Below are 16915 nucleotides of genomic sequence, written 5' to 3'. Positions count from 1 at the left end.
CCGCACCCGTGCGCCATTCCCGCAGGAATTGCGCCATTCCCTCGTAAGAGGGTCGCCATGCGTCCACTCGGATGTCACAATAAAAGTGCTCTAGAAAAAGCCCAGGAGGTAACCCATGACTGATACGCCGGAAAACCACGCCGCCGAGGCTGACGGCAAGGCCAAGTTCCGCGAGGCTCTGGAGCGCAAGGCCCGTAACTCCCGCTCCCAGCAGGCCCATCACGAGGGCCGCCTGAAGATCAAGGGCTTCAACGGACCCAACGGCCAGAACCGGACCTTCCGCCGCAAGGCCGGCTGACCCTTTCCGCCCCTGAACGCGCGGGCTGCCGCGACCCGGTCACCGGCCGGTTCGCGGCAGCCCTTTCTCCGTTTTCCGCACATCCCGCTCGAATTCCACTGGAGCGCGGCTCGGGAAACAATACAGTGCGCCCTCGTGCGAGCGCATCCGAATTTCCGGTCCGCGGCATCCGCGAGACCGCGTAACCGCGAGACCGCGAAAACAAAACTGGCCCCTCGGTTTTACCGCCGGCGGAGCGGCGGAACAACGGCCCCGGCCCGCCCGGCGGCCCGGGCGGGCCGCTGAGGGAGAGGGGGCCGGGCGTCACACGCGCGCCGACCAGCCGTACCCGTCGGCTCACACGCCACCAGCACCCGCTCGCCGTCCGCTCGAAGGCCGCTGGGGAGACCCCCTCCCGGTCCCGCCTCCGCTCAGCCCCCGTCCTCGCGCGGCCGCAGCACGTCCCGCAGCACCCCCCGCGGCAGGCCCCGCCGGCGGCGTTCGCGCGGGTAGCCGATGGAGACCTCGTCGAAGCGCACCCCGCCGTGGTAGGTCGTCCGGGGGATGTGCAGGTGCCCGTACACCACGGCCGCCGCCCGGTAGCGAAGGTGCCAGTCCGCGGTGAGGGTGGTCCCGCACCACTGCGCGAACTGCGGGTAGCGCAGGACGTCGGTGGGTTCCCGGACCAGCGGGTAGTGGTTGACCAGCACGGTCGCCAGCGCGGGGTCCACCTCGTCCAGGCGGGCCTCCGTCGCCGCCACCCGGGCCCGGCACCAGCTGTCGGCGTCGGGGTACGGGTCGGTGTGGAGCAGGAACTCGTCCGTGCACACCACCCCCGATTCGTGGGCGGCCGCCAGGGACTGCTCCTTCGTCAGCTCCGCGTCCCGGAACGAGTAGTCGTAGTGGACGAAGAGCGGGGCGACGGCCACCGGGCCGCCCTCCCCCTCCCACACCGGGTACGGGTCCTCCGGGGTCAGGACGCCCAGGCCCCGGCACATCTCCACCAGATAGCGGTAACGGGCCTCCCCGCGCAGGGAGACCGCGTCGTCCCGCGGCGTCCACAGGTCGTGGTTGCCCGGGGTCCACACCACCCGCGCGAAGCGGTCCCGCAGCAGGCCCAGCGCCCACTCGATCTCGGACGCCGTCTCGCTGACGTCCCCGGCCACCAGCAGCCAGTCCCGGGGCGACGTCGGCACGATCTGCTCCTCGACCAGCCGCCGGTTCTCCGCGTGCACCACGTGCAGGTCGGACACGGCGAGCAGCCGCCCGGCCGCCGCCATCAGCGGGCCACCTTCCGCAGCCAGCGGTCCACGGTCGCCGCCACCGCGCCCGCGTCCGCGTCCAGCAGCGAGAAGTGGTCGCCCGGCACCTGCGCCACGTGGTCGGCGTACTCCCAGCCGCCCACGGCCGAGGCCGCCGACGCGGCGGCTCGCACCAGCAGCGTCGGCGCCGCCGCCGGCTCCGGCGCCCAGTCGGCGAACACCCGCAGATGGCCGCCCATCGCCAGGAACCGCCCGTCGTCGGGCACCCCCAGCGGGCCGTCCGGGTCGAGGAGCCGGTCCATCAGCACCGCCAGCCCATGGCGGGTCTCACCGTGCGCGTACGTGTCCAGCAGCACCACCGCCGCCGCCTCCCTGCCGATCTCCGGAAGCTCCCGGGCCACGGCGTGCGCGACCCAGCCCCCGGACGAGTGTCCCAGCAGCACCGGCCGTGCCGCTCCCGCCGCAGCGGCGACCGCCTCCGCCTGTGCCCGTACCAACGCCTGCCTGCTGCGCGGCAGCACCGCCTCCCCCGCGAACCCGGGGTGCGGGAGCACCGTCAGCCCCCGGCCGCCCCCGGCCAGGGCCCCGGCCAGCGCCAGGTACTCGTGCGGGCCCGAGGCCGCGCCCAGCGAGGGGAACGCGAACAGCCCCGGTGCGCCCTGCGGGTGGGGCGCCGGCCCGGCCGGGGCCGGCCAGTGCGCCACCCCTGCACGCGAGTCGTAGCCCGGCACCAGCTCGGCCGCCGCCATCAGCAGCGCCGCGCCCTCGGCGGTACGGCCCTGCGCGTGCGCGCCCCGCAGCAGCCCGGCCAGCGTGCCCCCGGCCCGCCGGGCGGCGTCCGCGGCCTCCGGCGGCCCGTCGAGCAGCCCGGCCAGGTACCCCGCCAGCCGCGCCACCGACGGGTGGTCGAGGACGGCGAGCGGGGCGATCGCCAGCCCGGTCGCCCCGCTCAGCGCGTCGGCCAGCCGCCGGGCGCCTTCCGGCCGCAGGCCCGGCTCGGTGAACGGCCGCTCCACGAACAGGGCTTCGGCGCCGGTGTGCCCGAGGGCGGCGGCCGCGTGCCCGCGCACCAGGTCCGTCAGCACCGCCGTCCGCTCCCCGGCGGGCAGCGCCGCCAGCCGCTCGCGCGGCGAAACGGCCTCGCCGGACCACCGGTTGACCGCCCGGCGAGGCGGTACGGGGATCAGGGCGCGCAGCAGCGCCGGCACGGCCCCGCCCGCGGCCCGCAGCGGGCCCGCGTCGGCGCGGGCGGACACCAGGGTCAGGCTGCGCGCGAGCGCGTGCCCCAGCGGCGCCGGCCCGGCGGCCCCGGCCAGCGGGGCCAGGCCCGCCGGGACGCCCTCGGGGTCGGCGCCCCAGCCCAGGACGGCCGCCGGCAGCCCGGCGGCGCGGCGGCGGGCCGCCAGCGCGGTGAGGAACGCGCCCAGGACGGCGGTCTCCTCGGCGCAGCCCGCGCCGACCACGCCCCCGACGGTGGTGACGAACGCCAGCGGCGTGGTGTGCCCGTCCAGGGCGAGCGCGGCGTCCACCGCGGCCTCCAGCGACGGCCCGCCCGGCCCGGCCAGGTGGACGATCGCCGCCGCCTCCTCACCGGGCCCCGCCAGCCGTACGCCGTGCCCCTCGACCAGCTGCCGGGCGGCCTCCTCGGCGCAGGGCCCGTCGGAGGCGCCGCTCAGCCGCACCGACTCCGGACCGCCGGCCGCGAGCGCCCCCGCCGCAACGGGTTCGGCGCGCACCAGCCGGCGCGCGTGAGCGACGCCGTCCCGCAGCGCCAGCTCCGGCTCCGCAGCGCCCAGCGCCCGCACCAGGGCCTTGCGGCTGGCGTCGCTGTCGTCCACGTCCACCAGCATGAGGCGGCGCGCGCCCTCCCCGGCGAGCCACGCCTGCACCGAGCGCACGAAGCCGCGTACGGCCGCGCCGGCCAGGTCGGGGACGTCCTCGCCGGGCAGCACCGCCTCCGCGCCGCTCGTCACGACGGCCAGCGCCGTGCCCGCGCAGCGCTCCTCGGCGAGCCAGGCGCCGACCAGCTCGCGTACCTCGTCCACCGCGGCCCGCACCCGGGCCCCGGACACATCCCGCCCGTCGCCGGCCCGCGTCAGCGGCGCCAGGACCAGCTCCGGCGGCCCGGCCGCGGCCAGCAGGCCCGCCAGCGCCGGGTGGGCGGGGGCCCCGTCGCAGTCCGGCAGCACCGACGGGCCCCGCCCGCCGTCCGCCGGTACGCCGACCAGCGCCCGGGTCACCGAGGCGGCCGCCTCGGGGGCGTCGGCGGCCCGCTCCCACACCAGGTGCAGCGGGACGACGGGCCGTCCCCGGCCGGCGCCCTCCGGTACCGCCGACAGGGTCACGGTGGCGGCCGCCACCGGCCCGCCCCCGGCGTCCGCGAGCTCCAGCTCCACCACCCCGAACGCCCCCCGCACCGCCCGCACCCGCAGGAAGGCGGCGCCCGTCGCGTACAGGGCCGCCCCCCTCCAGGCGGCGGGCTCCAACGGCACCTCCCCGGCGGCCAGCACGGGGTGCAGCGCGGCTTCCAGGAGGGCCGGGTGCAGGGCGTACGCCCCGGCCTGCGCCACCTGGTCCTCCGGCAGGGCGGCCTCGGCGAAGAACTCCTCGCCCCGGCGCCAGGCCCGCTCCAGGGCGGGGCGCTCCCCGTCCACCTCCAGCGGTTCGGCGCCCTCCGGCGGCCACGCGGCGGCACCCGGGCCGTCGCCCCCGGCCGGCGCCCGGCCGGGGGCCAGGGCCGCCGTCAGGTGCCGCACCCACGGCTCCTCCCCGGCCGCCGCCTCCGGCCGCGAGGCCACGGTCAGCCTGCGGCGGCCCGTCTCGTCGGGGGCCTGCACCAGCAGCTGCAGCCGGACCCCGCCCCGTTCCGGCAGCACCAGCGCGGCCTCGGCGGCCGCCTCCGCGACCTCCGGCAGACCGACGGCCGCGCCCGCCACGAGGGCCGCCTCCACGAACGCGCCGACGGGCACCTCGCCGCCCGCCGGCCAGGGGTGGCTGTGCGCGGAGACCGTTCCGGTGAACAGGACGGAGTCGGCCTCCGGGAGGTCCAGCCGGTACGCGGCCAGCGGATGCCCCGTCGCGGTCATGCCCGTTGCCGTTGCCGTTGTGTCCGCTGCCGCTGCCGCTGCCGCTGCCGCTGCCGCTGCCGCTGCCGCTGCCGCTGCCGTAGCCGTAGCCGTCGTCGGCGGGGTCTCCGGTGCGGTCAGGGGCGCCGTTCCCGCCGCCGTCCCGGACGGATCCGCCCCCGCTCCCTCGTCGTCAGGGGCGTCCGCCGGGCCGGTGGGGATCCCGAGCGGGAGTTCGGCGAGCGCGCCGTGGACGTACAGGCTCGCGGTCGCGGTGAGCACCGCCCGCACCTCGTCCCCCTGCCGCCGCAGGGCGGGCACCAGGACGGCGCCCGCGCCCGCATCGGCGAGGCAGGCGCGGGTCATGGGGGTCAGAAGGCCGTCGGGGCCCAACTCCAGGAAGATACGGGCCCCTTCGGCCTCCAGCGTGCGGACGGCGTCCCGGAAGCGGACGGTCTCGCGGACGTGGCCGACCCAGTACTCGGGGCGGGCGATCCCGTCCGTCACCAGGCCGCCGGTGAGGGCGGAGACGAAGGCGATGCGCGGCGGCCGGAAGTCCAGGCCGCGGACGGCCGTACGGAACGCGTCCAGGACCGGATCCATCAGCGGGGAGTGGAAGGCGTGGCCGGCGCGCAGCACCTTGGACTTCACGTCCAGCTCGGCCAGCCGCGCGACCACACCGGCGACGGCCTCGCGGGCGCCCGAGACGACGACGGCGTCCGGCCCGTCGACGGCGGCGATGGCCACGCCGGGGACGAGCAGCCGGGCGACCCGCTCCTCACCCGCCCCGACACGGACCATGACCCCGCCCCCGGGCAGGGCTTCCATGAGCCTCCCGCGCGCGGTGACCAGCGCGGCGGCGTCCTCCAGGGACAGGACCCCGGCGACGTGCGCGGCGGCGATCTCGCCCACCGAGTGCCCGCCGACGAACCCCGGCACCACGCCCCAGGACTCCACCAGCCGGTACAGCGCCACCTCGACGGCGAACAGCGCGGGCTGCGCGGTACCCGTCGGGTCCAGGGCGTCGGCGTCGTTCCCGAAGACGAGCTCCTTCAAGCCGTCACCGAGCCGCGCGCACACCTCGTCGAAGGCGTCGGTGAACGCGGGGAACGTCTCGTACAGCCCCCGGCCCATGCCCGGCCGCAGGCTGCCCTGGCCGGCGAAGAGGACGGCCAGGCCGCCCTCGCGCCCCGCGGAGCCGCGTACCAGCCCCTCGGCCCGCCGGCCCCGGGCGAGCGCGTCCAGCCCGCCGGCCAGCTCCGCGCGGTCGGCGGCGATCACCACCGCCCGGTGCGCGGAGTCCGTACGGATGCGGGCGAGGGCACGGCACAGTCCGGCGCCGGCCACCGCGCCGCCGCCCGGGTCCAGCCGGGCGCGCAGCCGCCGTGCCTGCGCGCGCAGGGCATCCGGCGTGGCGCCCGAGACGGCGTACGCGAGCGGGCGCGGGCGCGCGGCCGGTCCGGAGGGCACGGCACCACCGCCGGGGAGTGAACCGCCCGTGTCTTCGGCCATCGTGTCGTGTTCACCCATCCGTAGTGCGACGAGGTCGTGCGGGGGAGATGGTGCACGACATGGGTGGAGGTGGGCTCGAGGGCGGCTGAATCCACCCGTACGGGGTCGGTTCGCCGGGAGGCGGGCCGGGGCCAACTCCCCCGCCCGTCCGGCGTGTTCGGGGTAAACCGCTGGTACGGAGCCCGTCCGGATGCCCGGATCACTGCGCCGCGGGCACGGGCCCGCCGGTATCCAGCCACCCGGCCACAGGTAAGGACGTACCCATGAACCCGGAACACGGCGCGAACCCGGAACGCGGCACCTCCCCCGGCACCACGGAAGGTCCGCCGCCGACCGCGCGGCAGGCCTGAACTCGCCGCCGCGGGCGACGCGGCCAGGATGACCGGCTTCGCGGTGGTCGACAGGTTCACGGGAACCTGGGCCACTGTGAACATCCTGCGCACCCTGCTCTGCACCGCCGCCCTCGCCGCCCTCACCCACGCCCTCCTCCTCCACGGCCGCGCCACCCCGCGCTGACCCCGGCTTCCTCCTACGGGTGCAGGACCAGCTCCCACACCAGCAGCCCGAACGCCGCCGCGCACAGCACCGTGCGCCATGTGTTCGCCCGGACCCACGGCCCCTCGAACGCGCGGCGCACGGCCGCCGGGTCGGCGATCCGCTCCACCGGACCGGCCTGCTCCAGGGCGTTGTTGAGCGGGATGTTCACCCGCCCGGTGACGGCCATCGCGAGGACGTACGCGACGCACGCCCCCGCCAGCGGCACCGGCGCGCCGGGCCCGCCGGCCGCCAGGTGCAGGGCCAGGGCGAGCCCGGTGAACACCAGCGCACCCAGATAGCCCAACAGGAACCAGCCGTTGAGGATCGCCGTGTTGATCCGCTGCATCGTCTCGACCACCGTACGGTCGCCACAGGCCCGCAGCCCCGGCATGACCGCCACCGTGAACCCGTAGAAGAGGCCGCTGACCAGCCCCATCGTGATCGTCGCCGCGAGCAGCGCCGCGAACCGTGCCGTTTCCATGCGGGTCTCCCCCTCGTCGCCCGTTGCCGCGCCCGGTCCGATCGTACGGTCGCGAACGCGCCACGGGCCGTGACGACGGCAGTTCCCGGCCCAGCAGGCGAGACGGGACCTCCTCAGGCCCCCGGCGGGCGGGTACCCTCCCGCCAGGGCCCGCACGCCCGCCCGTGACGCCGGAGAGGAATCAGACGTGACCGACCCGAAGCACAGGCTGGATCTACTGAGGGCCGACATCGAACGCCGGAACCCCGCCCAGCCCGAGTTCCACCAGGCCGTACGTGAGGTCCTGGACACCCTGGCCCCCGTGTTCGAGGCACGCCCCGAGTACGCGGAGGCCGGCCTCGTCGAGCGGCTCGTGGAACCCGAACGGCAGATCATCTTCCGGGTGCCGTGGACGGACGACCGCGGCCGGGTCCACGTGAACCGCGGCTACCGGGTGGAGTTCAACAGCGCGCTCGGCCCGTACAAGGGCGGTCTGCGCTTCCACCCGTCGGTGGACATCGGCGTGGTGAAGTTCCTCGGCTTCGAACAGGTCTTCAAGAACGCCCTCACCGGCCTGGGCATCGGCGGCGGCAAGGGCGGCAGCGACTTCGACCCGCGCGGCAGGTCCGACGCCGAGGTCATGCGCTTCTGCCAGTCCTTCATGACCGAACTGCACCGCCACATCGGCGAGCACACCGACGTCCCGGCCGGGGACATCGGTGTCGGCGGCCGCGAGATCGGCTACCTGTTCGGCCAGTACCGGCGCATCACCAACCGCTGGGAGGCCGGCGTCCTGACCGGCAAGGGCCAGGGCTGGGGCGGCTCCGAGATCCGCCCGGAGGCCACCGGCTACGGCAGCGTCCTGTTCGCGAGCGAGATGCTGGCGGTCAAGGGCATCTCCCTCGACGGCCTCACCGCCGTGGTCTCCGGCTCCGGCAACGTCGCCCTCTACACGGTCGAGAAGCTCCAGCAGCTCGGCGCCAACCCGCTGACCTGCTCGGACTCCCAGGGCTACGTCATCGACGACAAGGGCATCGACCTCGCCCTCCTGCGCCAGGTCAAGGAGGTCGAGCGCGGCCGCGTCAGCGAGTACGCCGCCCGCCGCGGCCCCTCGGCCCGCTTCGTGCCCGGCGGCCGGGTCTGGGAGGTCCCGGCGGACGTGGCCTTCCCGTCGGCGACCCAGAACGAACTGGGGGCCGAGGACGCCCGCACGCTCATCGCCAACGGCGTCAAGGCCGTCTCGGAGGGCGCCAACATGCCCACCACCCCGGAGGCGGTCCACCTCTTCCAGGCCGCGGGCGTCGCCTTCGGCCCGGGCAAGGCCGCCAACGCGGGCGGCGTGGCGGTCAGCGCCCTGGAGATGTCCCAGAACGCGGGCCGCGCGGCATGGGCCCGCGACCGGGTGGAGGACGAACTGGCGGGCATCATGCGCGAGATCCACCGCGTCGCGCACGAGACGGCGGCCCGCTACGACGCCCCGGGCGACTACGTGACGGGCGCCAACATCGCGGGCTTCGAACGCGTCGCGGACGCGATGCTGGCCCAGGGCGTGATCTGACCCCGTCCCTCCCCCCGGCCCCTTTCCCGGGCCCGCCTCCCCGACCCGTACTCCACACCGGTGCGCGGGCCCGGCGGTCCGGTGCCGGGCCGCTGAAGGGCGCACGGCACCGCCTCCCCGGCCGCCTCCACCGCGCACGGCACGGCCGACCGCGAACCCGTGCCGGGGCGGTCGCCGGGCCGGACGAAGGCGGGGGAGTGGCTTCGCGCAGCGGCCTACCCCCGGCGGGTCCACCCCGCCCCCGGCGGGTCCACCCCGCCCCCGGCGGGTCCACCCCGCCCCCGGCGGGACCAGGCCCGCTCAGTCGTGGGTCCGGTCCGGCCGCGTACCCTGGCTTCCCACCAGCCCCAGGGAGTGACCGCGTGCTGACCGCCCTAGACGGCACGTACGGCGACCGCGCCGACGCCGTCGCCGTAGCCGGCCGTACCGCCTCGTACGAGCAACTGCTGGGCGCCGCCCGCGCCGTGGCCGCCGACATCGCCGGCGCCCCCGCCTTCGCCGTCACGGCGACCGCCTCGCTCGAAACCGTCGCCGCCGCCGTCGGCGGGCTGCTCGCCGGGGTGCCCTTCGTCCCGCTGCCCCCCGACGCCGGACCCGCCGAACGCGAGCACATCCTGCGCGACTCCGGCGCCGCCCTGACCACCGTCGACTTCGCCCGCCGGTCCGACGCGACCGCGCCCCGCACGGCCGGCCCGCAGGACCCCGCCCTCATCCTCTACACCTCCGGCACCACCGGCCCCCCGAAGGGCGTGGTCCTCACCGCCGACGCCCTCGCCGCCGACCTCGACGCGCTCGCCGCGGCCTGGCAGTGGACCGCCGAGGACACCCTCGTGCACGGGCTCCCGCTGTTCCACGTGCACGGCCTCGTCCTCGGCGTGCTCGGCGCCCTCCGCACCGGGAGCCGCCTCGTGCACACCGGCCGCCCGACCCCGCAGGCGTACGCCGCCGCGGGCGGCAGCCTGTACTTCGGGGTGCCGACCGTGTGGTCCCGCGTCGCCGCCGAACCCACCGCCGCCGCGGCCCTGTCCGGCGCCCGCCTCCTCGTCTCCGGCAGTGCCGCCCTCCCCGCCCCCGTCTTCCGGGACCTGGAGCGCCTCACCGGCCACCGCCCCGTGGAGCGGTACGGGATGACCGAGACCCTGATCACCGTCAGCGGCCGCGCCGGCGGCGAGGTTCGCCCCGGCACCGTCGGCACCCCGCTCCCCGGCATCCGCACGCGCATCGCCGCCGAGCCGGGCGCCGAGATCGGCGAACTCCAGCTGACCGGGCCGACCCTGTTCTCCGGCTACCTGGGCCGCCCGGAGGCCACGGCGGCCGCGTACACCGAGGACGGCTGGTTCCGCACGGGCGACATCGCCGCCGTCGACCCCGAGGACGGCGTCCACCGCATCGTGGGCCGGGCCTCCATCGACATGATCAAGTCCGGCGGCTACCGGATCGGCGCGGGCGAGATCGAGAACGCCCTGCTCGACCACCCCCGGGTGAGCGAGGCGGCCGTCGTCGGCGTCCCCGACGCGGACCTCGGGCAGCGGATCGTGGCCTTCGTCGTCGCCGAGGGGGTCACGGGCGGCGAGCTGACCGACTTCGTGGCCGCGCACCTGTCGGTCCACAAGCGCCCGCGCGAGGTCCGCTTCGTCGGGTCCATCCCGCGCAACGCGATGGGCAAACCGCAGAAGAAGCTCCTGCTGACGGACCCCCCGCACGGGACCGACCGGTGAACACCGGCAGCGCCGCCACCGCCGGTGCCCCCTGGATCCGCCGCTTCCACCCGCCGGCCCGCCCCTCCGGCACGGCCCCGGTCCTCGTCGTCCTCCCGCACGCCGGCGGCAACGCCTCGTTCTACTTCCCGCTCTCCCGCGACCTCGCCGCGCACGCCGAGGTCCTCACCGCCCAGTACCCCGGCCGCCAGGAGCGGCTGGGCGAGCCGGGCCCCGACACCGTCGCCGGGCTCGTCGGCGGGGTGGAACGGGCCCTGGAACCCTGGCGGGGACGGCCCCTGGTGCTGTTCGGGCACAGCATGGGCGCGGTCCTCGCGTACGAACTGGCGCGCCGCCTGGAGGCGTCCGGCGAGGGCCCGCGCGGCCTGATCCTCTCCGGCCGCCGCTCCCCGCTGGTGCCCCGGCACGACGACTTCCACACCCGGGACGACGACGCCCTGCTCGCCCACGTCCAGGCACTGTCCGGCACCGACGCGGGGCTGCTGGCCGACCCGGAGCTGCGGGAGATGATCCTCCCGGCGCTGCGCAGCGACTACCGGGCCGTCGGGACCTACCGCCACGAGCCCGGGCCGCCGCTGCGCACCCCGGTCAGCGTGCTCTGCGGGGAGTCCGACCCGCGGACGAGCGAGGCCGAGGCGATGGGCTGGCGCGAGCTGACGGAGGCGGCCTTCACCTTCCGGGGCTTCCCCGGCGGGCACTTCTACCTGGTCGCGCAGCACGAGGCCGTGGCCCGCGCGATCGCCGACGACCTGAAGGCCTTCGCCGCCGCGGTGTGACGGCGAAGGGGGTGGCCCGGGCACGGCGGTGGCCCGGCACGGCCCGGGGGCGGCTCAGCCCGGCTGCTCGCCCCGCACCGCGAGGTGCCGGGCCAGCGCCTCCGTTACCTCCGGCAGCCGTCTCGCCGACGGTGGTGTCCGGGTGCGCGGCGATGTCCCCGGCCACGATGACGACGGAACGGGTGCCGCCCGCTTACTGCCCCGATCCACCGGGGGGTTCGGGCAGGGTTTCCTCACCGAGCTTCATCAGGGCTCGGCCAGCAGGAACAGTTCGATTCCATCCACCCGTCCCAAGCGCCGTCGCGCTGGCGGACCTGGTGGGCGAGGAGATACGTACGTTCCCCGGCGGCCACAACGGCAACACCAGCCACCCCAAGGCCCACGCCGAACGCCTGTGCGCCCTGCTGACAGCGCTCTGACATGGCCTTATTGCGCGGGAAATGCTGTAGGCAAGGCCGATACCCATCAATACATTGACGCGCATGGACCAATCGCCTGGCGACTCCGGCATCGATCACCGCGCCCTCCTGGCGGCCTCCGTCACCGTCGCGCTGTGGGCCTCCGCATTCGTCTCCATCCGTGCCTCCGCCGAGCACTACGGCCCCGGCGCGCTCGCACTGGGACGCCTCCTGACGGCCTCGGTCGCGTTGGGTGTCGTCCTGCTGGTCAAGCGGGTGCCGTTGCCGCCCCGTCAGGCCTGGCCCGGGATCCTGGCATCCGGAGTGCTCTGGTTCGGGCTGTACATGGTGACGCTGAACTGGGGCGAACAGGGCGTCGACGCCGGCACCGCCGCCATGGTCGTCAACATCGGCCCGATCGTCATCGCCCTGCTCAGCGGCTGGCTGCTGAAGGAGGGGTTCCCGCCGATGCTGCTCGCCGGGATGGGGGTCTCCTTCGCGGGAGCCGTGGTCGTGGGCATGTCCACCTCCAAGGGCGGTGCGTCCTCCCTCACCGGGGTGCTGCTCTGCCTGGTCGCCGCGCTCGCCTACGGGGCCGGAGTGGTCTCGCAGAAGCCCGCCCTGCGGCACGCGGACCCGATCCAGGTCACCACGTACGGCTGCTTCGTGGGCACGGCCTGCACCCTCCCCTTCGCCGGCCAACTCCTCACGCAGCTCCCCGAGGCACCCCTGTCGGCCACCCTCAACATGGTCTACCTGGGCCTCTTCCCGACCGCCCTCGCCTTCACCACCTGGACCTACGCCCTGTCCCGCACGACGGCGGGCAAGATGGGCGCGACGACGTACGCGGTCCCGGCGGTCGTCGTCCTCATCGCCTGGTTCGCCCTGGACGAGATCCCGGGCTGGCTGACCCTCCTGGGCGGCGCCATCTGCCTGGCCGGCGTGTCGGTCTCCCGCAGGCGGCCGAGCGGTGCGGCCCGGGTGCCGGCGGCGGCGAAGTAGCGGGGTCCCGGCGGGGCGGTGCCGGAGGGGGCCCGGGCCGGTGCCTGCGACGGAGGACGATCAGGAGGGCGTTCCGGGTCGTCCCCCGAACCTGCGGGCCACGCGCTCCAGGCGGCCGCGGTGGTTCTCCCACCAGGCCCGGTCCTCTGCCGGCAGGCTGTTGCTGCCCTTCGACTCGCCCGCGGATCCGTCGAGGGACTCGCGCAGGATGTCGGCGTGGCCCGCATGGCGCTGGGTGTCGGAGATCACGCGTACCAGGGCGTGATGCAGCGTCACCTCCCGCCGCTCCTCGGGCCACCACGGCACGCGTCCCACCGCGTCGAGCGCCAGCGAGGCGATCGTGGTGTCGGAATGCTGCCACGCCTGCCGGTACAGCCCGACGATGTCCTCACGCGACTCCTCGGCGGTGGCCCACATGTCGGCGTTGGGTTCCGCGTCCTGCGTGTACCACCAGCTCGGCGCCTCATCCTTGAAGAACGGGCGGCCGAACGTGTCGCCGAAATAGCCCAGCTCCACACCGGCGAGGTGCTTGACCAGCCCCAGCAGGTTCGTCCCCGTGGGGGTCAGCGGGCGGCGGATGTCGTAGTCCGACAGCCCTTCCAGCTTCCACACCAGCGCGTCCCGCCCCTCTTGCAGGTAACGGAGCAGCTCTGCCTTGGGATTCGGTTCGCTCATGCCGGCAGTCTCCCATCCGGCCCCCGCTCAACGGGACTTCGGCTTCGGGAAGGCCGTGCGCAGGGCCGCGTCGCGCGTCGTGAGGGCGATGCGGAGGGCCGGGAGGACGCAGAGCGTCTGCATCGCCGCGTACCACCACGGGCAGACGCCCGGGATCAGGTCGACGCCGATGACCGCGACCGGGAAGACGACCGTGATGGTGCGCAGGCGGTCGTAGGCGCGGCGGGAGCCGCCGGCGGTGGAGAGGGCCAGGCGGTGGAGGAGCACCGCGATGAAGGGGAGCAGGACCGCACGGGTCCACATGAACGGGTTCACCATGTGGCCCGTACTCGCCACCGCGACGACCGCGAGGAAGGCGGCGGTGGTGAGGGTGCCGTAGACCTTGACGGCGGTCCGCGTCGTGGTGAAGGCGGCCTGGGCGGCCGGGGAGTCGAGGAGGGCCGCGGTGGCGGTGGCCGCCGTCTCGTTCGTGTTGGTTTCCATGGTCATGACGCTACGGAGCGGCCGCTCGGCACGGTATCGGCCTGGCCCCACAGGGGGGTGGGTCCAGCCCCACTCCCCTCCTCAGCCGGCGTGTTGCGGGCACCGGACCCCGCACAGTGGGGGAGTGGACCGAGAACGAGGGGGAGACATGGGACGTACGGGTTCCTGGGTGGCGCGGGCCGTGGTCGGGTTCTGGCGGGCCGGGGTCGCCGCCGTCGTCTGCATGCCGGTCCCCCTGGTGTGGGCCGCCGCCGTGGGGCTGGCGGTCTTGTGCGGGGCGGAGCGCCCGTGGTCGTGGATCGGGCCCGCCGTCATCGTGTGCGCGGGCACCCTCGCCCTGGCGCAGGGCGTCTGCCGGGCCGTGCGGGCCCTCGTCGCGCGGTGGACCGGTACCGCGATACCCGGCGGGTACCGGGAGGCAGGGCCGGTGATGCAGCTGTCCACCGGGTACTGGTGGAACGGCTTCAGCTACGAACGCACCCGCCGCGACGCCGTCATGGACCAGCGGATGCGGCTGTGGTGGAGCGACCCCGCCACCTGGCGCGACCTGCGGTTCGCCGTCATCGCGCCCTTCACCGCCGGGCTGGTGGCCGCCGTCCCGCCGGCCGCGCTCGCCGTGGCGGTGCTCGGGCTGGCCGGCGTCGGGCCGGCCGGGGCCGGGGCAGCCGCCCGCCTGACCGGGGCCGGCGCGCTGGCGGTGGCCGTCGGCCTCGCCCCGTACGCCTGGCGGTCCCTGCACCGGGTCGCCGTCCGCTTCCTCGGCCCCTCCTCCGCGATGCGGCTCGCCGAGCGGGTGGACGAGCTGACCGTCCAGCGCGCCGACGCCACCGTCGCGCAGGCCGCCGAGATCCGCCGCATCGAGCGGGACCTCCACGACGGCGCGCAGGCCCGGCTCGTCGCGCTCGGTCTCTCCCTGGCCACCGCCGAGGCGCTGATGGACCGGGACCCCGAGCAGGCCAGGGCGCTGATGCGGGAGGCGCGGGCCGGCGCCGCCGCCTCGCTGACCGAACTCCGCGAGCTCATCCGGGGGATCAGCCCGCCGGTCCTCAGCGAGCGCGGTCTCGTCGACGCCGTGCGCGCGCTCGCGCTGGACGTCCCCCTCGACGTGACCGTCAGGGCCGACGGCCCGCTGCGCCTGGACCCGCCCATCGAGTCCGCGCTCTACTTCGGCGTCGCCGAGCTCCTCACCAACGCGGCCAAGCACGCCGGGGCGAACCGGGCGCACGTCTCCCTCGTACGGGACGAGACCGGCATCGTCGTGGAGGTCGAGGACGACGGCCGGGGCGGGGCCGACGCCCGGCCCGGCGGCGGGCTCGCCGGCCTGCGACGCCGTCTCGCCGTCTTCGACGGCACGTTGGCGCTCACCAGTCCCCCTGGTGGCCCGACCCGTGTCAGGATGGCCGTGCCATGCGCATAGCCGTAGCCGAAGACCTGTACCTCCTGCGTGACGGGATGGTCCGCCTGATCGAGGCGTTCGGGCACGAGGTGGTGGCCACGGCCGCCACCGGGCCCGAGACCCTCGACGTCCTGCGGACCCACCGCCCGGACGTGTCCGTCGTCGACGTCCGCATGCCCCCGACGCAGTCGGACGAGGGCCTGCGCGCGGCCCTCACCGCCCGCGCCGAGATCCCCGGGCTGCCCGTCCTGATCCTCTCCCAGCACGTCGAACAGCTCTACGCCCGCGAACTGCTGGCCGACGGCACCGGCGGCGTCGGCTACCTGCTCAAGGAGAGCGTGTTCGACGCGGACCAGTTCGTCGGCTCCCTGGAGCGGGTCGCGGCGGGCGGCACCGCCATGGACCCGGCGGTCATCGCCAAGCTGCTGTCGGGCAGCGCCCCCGAGCGCGGGCTGGAGCGTATCTCCGAACGCGAGCGCTCCGTACTGGCCCTGATGGCGGAGGGCCTGTCCAACCACGCCATCGCCCGCCGCCTGTTCCTCAGCGAGGGCGCGATCAGCAAGTACACGACCTCCCTGTTCGGCAAACTCGGCATCACGGACGACGACGACACCAACCGCCGCGTCCGCGCGGTCCTCGCCTACCTCAACCGGCAGTAGCGTTCGCCCCGCGTCCCCCCGTCACACCACGTACGTCGCCTCGTTGCGCCCCAGGAGGTAGCCGAGCTGTAATCGGTTGTGCGCGCCGAGTTCCTGCTTGATGGCCGCGATATGGGCCTGGAGGGAACGCTCGCTGATCCCTATGCGGCGCGCGATGGCCTTGTCCGAGTACCCTTCCACCAGCAGGCGGCTGATCGACTCCCGGATCGCCGGGACGACCTCGTCGGCCGCCCTCGCGGCGTGGAGGGGGACGAAGGGAAAGGGCTTCGCCCGGTCCCAGGCCTTGTCGAACGTGTCGCGGAGAAATCGTACGATAGTCGGTTCGGTAATCGAGATCGCCGTGGTACGGTCCTCGTTCGCCGAAATGAAGGCGACGTCGTCCACGATGATCAAACGGTCGAAGAATTCTTCGAGCGTCCGTACTTGAGCGCCATATTCCGTTACGGCGCGGACATATTCCTTCGTCGCCTCGTCGAATCTCGTGGTGTGCTGATACAGGGTCCGCATCGCGACCCCCGCCGAGATTTGCCGGCGTACGGATTCCAGCGCGTCCTTCAGTACCGCACTGGGCCGCGCCCCGTCGGGCTGGGCGGTGAGGATGTCCCGCCGGACCGCCCCCAGGGCCTCGTTGATCGCCGTCGAGATGCTGCCCAGGCCGTGCAGATACCGCACGCCGGGGCCGACGACCTCCTCGGCCGGCGCCTCGACGGCCGCCGCCGCGGCCGGTCGGGCCGCCTGCTGGGCGGCCTCCTGTGCCAGAAGGCCCAGGTGCGTTGCGAGTTCCCGCAAGAAGGCCTGCGGTTCCCCCGCCGCGGCCGTGCACAGCTCCGCAGGTGCACCGCTCTGTGCGGTTTTGACGTATTTGACTACGTCCACTACCCACCCCTGTCTGTCCGGTATGGAGCTGTTTGCATCGGTTGAGACCCCGTGGGTTCCCGCAATGCGTAAACCGGAGCCATCGTAGGTCTAGTTCCTCTCGAGCGGGCAGGGGAGATTTGGTCTCACCGCAGGAACGAACACCGAGAAGGCGCACCGGAGATCAGGACCACCCGGATACCGCCTCGGTTTGGCGTTCCTGGAATGTCCGAACACGAAACGACTCGAGGGGACTGGGCAAAATGGGGAAGAACCGCATGG

General features: G+C 75.0%; 14 protein-coding genes. 8 read left to right on the top strand and 6 right to left on the bottom strand.

Going from position 1 to position 16915, the window contains the following annotated elements:
- The first annotated feature begins 115 nt into the window (after positions 1 to 115).
- Positions 116 to 298: a DUF5302 domain-containing protein gene (locus ACFY15_RS32210; RefSeq protein WP_366455077.1), complete on the top strand. Its 183-nt coding sequence runs from the start codon at positions 116 to 118 to the stop codon at positions 296 to 298.
- Positions 299 to 708: 410 nt separating this feature from the next.
- Here the strand turns inward: ACFY15_RS32210 and ACFY15_RS32205 are convergent, their stop codons facing one another.
- Both ACFY15_RS32205 and ACFY15_RS32200 read right to left on the bottom strand, forming a co-directional pair.
- Positions 709 to 1557, bottom strand: a complete 849-nt coding sequence (locus ACFY15_RS32205; RefSeq protein WP_390690638.1) for a metallophosphoesterase family protein — start codon at positions 1555 to 1557, stop codon at positions 709 to 711.
- Entirely contained in the window at positions 1557 to 6116 is a 4560-nt protein-coding gene (locus ACFY15_RS32200; protein WP_390826566.1) for an acyltransferase domain-containing protein, read from the bottom strand. Before ACFY15_RS32200 ends, ACFY15_RS32205 begins: the two co-directional genes overlap by 1 nt.
- 378 nt (positions 6117 to 6494) lie before the next feature.
- Here ACFY15_RS32200 and ACFY15_RS32195 point away from each other — a divergent pair, with 378 nt between their 5' ends.
- The gene (locus ACFY15_RS32195; RefSeq protein WP_390690636.1) at positions 6495 to 6632 is read left to right on the top strand and encodes a hypothetical protein; all 138 of its coding nucleotides are present in this window, start codon (positions 6495 to 6497) and stop codon (positions 6630 to 6632) included.
- Between the two features lie 13 nt (positions 6633 to 6645).
- Here the strand turns inward: ACFY15_RS32195 and ACFY15_RS32190 are convergent, their stop codons facing one another.
- On the bottom strand, positions 6646 to 7134 hold the full coding sequence (locus ACFY15_RS32190; protein WP_390690635.1) for a DUF1772 domain-containing protein: 489 nt from the start codon (positions 7132 to 7134) through the stop codon (positions 6646 to 6648).
- A gap of 187 nt (positions 7135 to 7321) precedes the next feature.
- On the opposite strand from ACFY15_RS32190, the gene gdhA reads away from it, so the two are divergent.
- The 4 genes from gdhA (at position 7322) to ACFY15_RS32170 (ending at position 12565) form a co-directional block, all read left to right on the top strand.
- Positions 7322 to 8671, top strand: a complete 1350-nt coding sequence (gene gdhA / locus ACFY15_RS32185; protein WP_390826565.1) for an NADP-specific glutamate dehydrogenase — start codon at positions 7322 to 7324, stop codon at positions 8669 to 8671.
- 362 nt (positions 8672 to 9033) lie between these two features.
- Positions 9034 to 10389, top strand: a complete 1356-nt coding sequence (locus tag ACFY15_RS32180) for an AMP-binding protein (RefSeq protein WP_390826564.1) — start codon at positions 9034 to 9036, stop codon at positions 10387 to 10389.
- On the top strand, positions 10386 to 11165 hold the full coding sequence (locus ACFY15_RS32175; RefSeq protein ID WP_390690632.1) for a thioesterase II family protein: 780 nt from the start codon (positions 10386 to 10388) through the stop codon (positions 11163 to 11165). Before ACFY15_RS32180 ends, ACFY15_RS32175 begins: the two co-directional genes overlap by 4 nt.
- Before the next feature lie 482 nt (positions 11166 to 11647).
- Positions 11648 to 12565, top strand: a complete 918-nt coding sequence (locus tag ACFY15_RS32170; RefSeq protein ID WP_390690631.1) for a DMT family transporter — start codon at positions 11648 to 11650, stop codon at positions 12563 to 12565.
- 60 nt (positions 12566 to 12625) lie between these two features.
- On the opposite strand, the gene ACFY15_RS32165 is transcribed toward ACFY15_RS32170, so the two are convergent.
- Together ACFY15_RS32165 and ACFY15_RS32160 are read right to left on the bottom strand one after the other, a co-directional pair.
- Positions 12626 to 13240: a DinB family protein gene (locus tag ACFY15_RS32165; RefSeq protein ID WP_390826563.1), complete on the bottom strand. Its 615-nt coding sequence runs from the start codon at positions 13238 to 13240 to the stop codon at positions 12626 to 12628.
- 27 nt (positions 13241 to 13267) lie between these two features.
- Positions 13268 to 13723, bottom strand: a complete 456-nt coding sequence (locus tag ACFY15_RS32160) for a hypothetical protein (protein ID WP_390826562.1) — start codon at positions 13721 to 13723, stop codon at positions 13268 to 13270.
- 148 nt (positions 13724 to 13871) lie between these two features.
- Here ACFY15_RS32160 and ACFY15_RS32155 point away from each other — a divergent pair, with 148 nt between their 5' ends.
- Positions 13872 to 15140 (top strand): sensor histidine kinase, encoded by a 1269-nt coding sequence (locus ACFY15_RS32155; RefSeq protein WP_390690616.1) that lies wholly within the window; start codon positions 13872 to 13874, stop codon positions 15138 to 15140.
- On the top strand, positions 15131 to 15778 hold the full coding sequence (locus ACFY15_RS32150) for a response regulator (RefSeq protein WP_390690615.1): 648 nt from the start codon (positions 15131 to 15133) through the stop codon (positions 15776 to 15778). The genes ACFY15_RS32155 and ACFY15_RS32150 overlap by 10 nt, the downstream gene beginning before the upstream one ends.
- A gap of 21 nt (positions 15779 to 15799) precedes the next feature.
- On the opposite strand, the gene ACFY15_RS32145 is transcribed toward ACFY15_RS32150, so the two are convergent.
- Positions 15800 to 16654: a LuxR C-terminal-related transcriptional regulator gene (locus tag ACFY15_RS32145; protein WP_390690614.1), complete on the bottom strand. Its 855-nt coding sequence runs from the start codon at positions 16652 to 16654 to the stop codon at positions 15800 to 15802.
- Between the last annotated feature and the right edge of the window lie 261 nt (positions 16655 to 16915).

The organism is Streptomyces sp. NPDC001373 (assembly GCF_042895815.1).
Lineage (GTDB): Bacteria > Actinomycetota > Actinomycetes > Streptomycetales > Streptomycetaceae > Streptomyces.
Note: the sequence above shows the minus strand (reverse complement) of the source record. Positions and strands in the feature narration are given on the sequence as shown.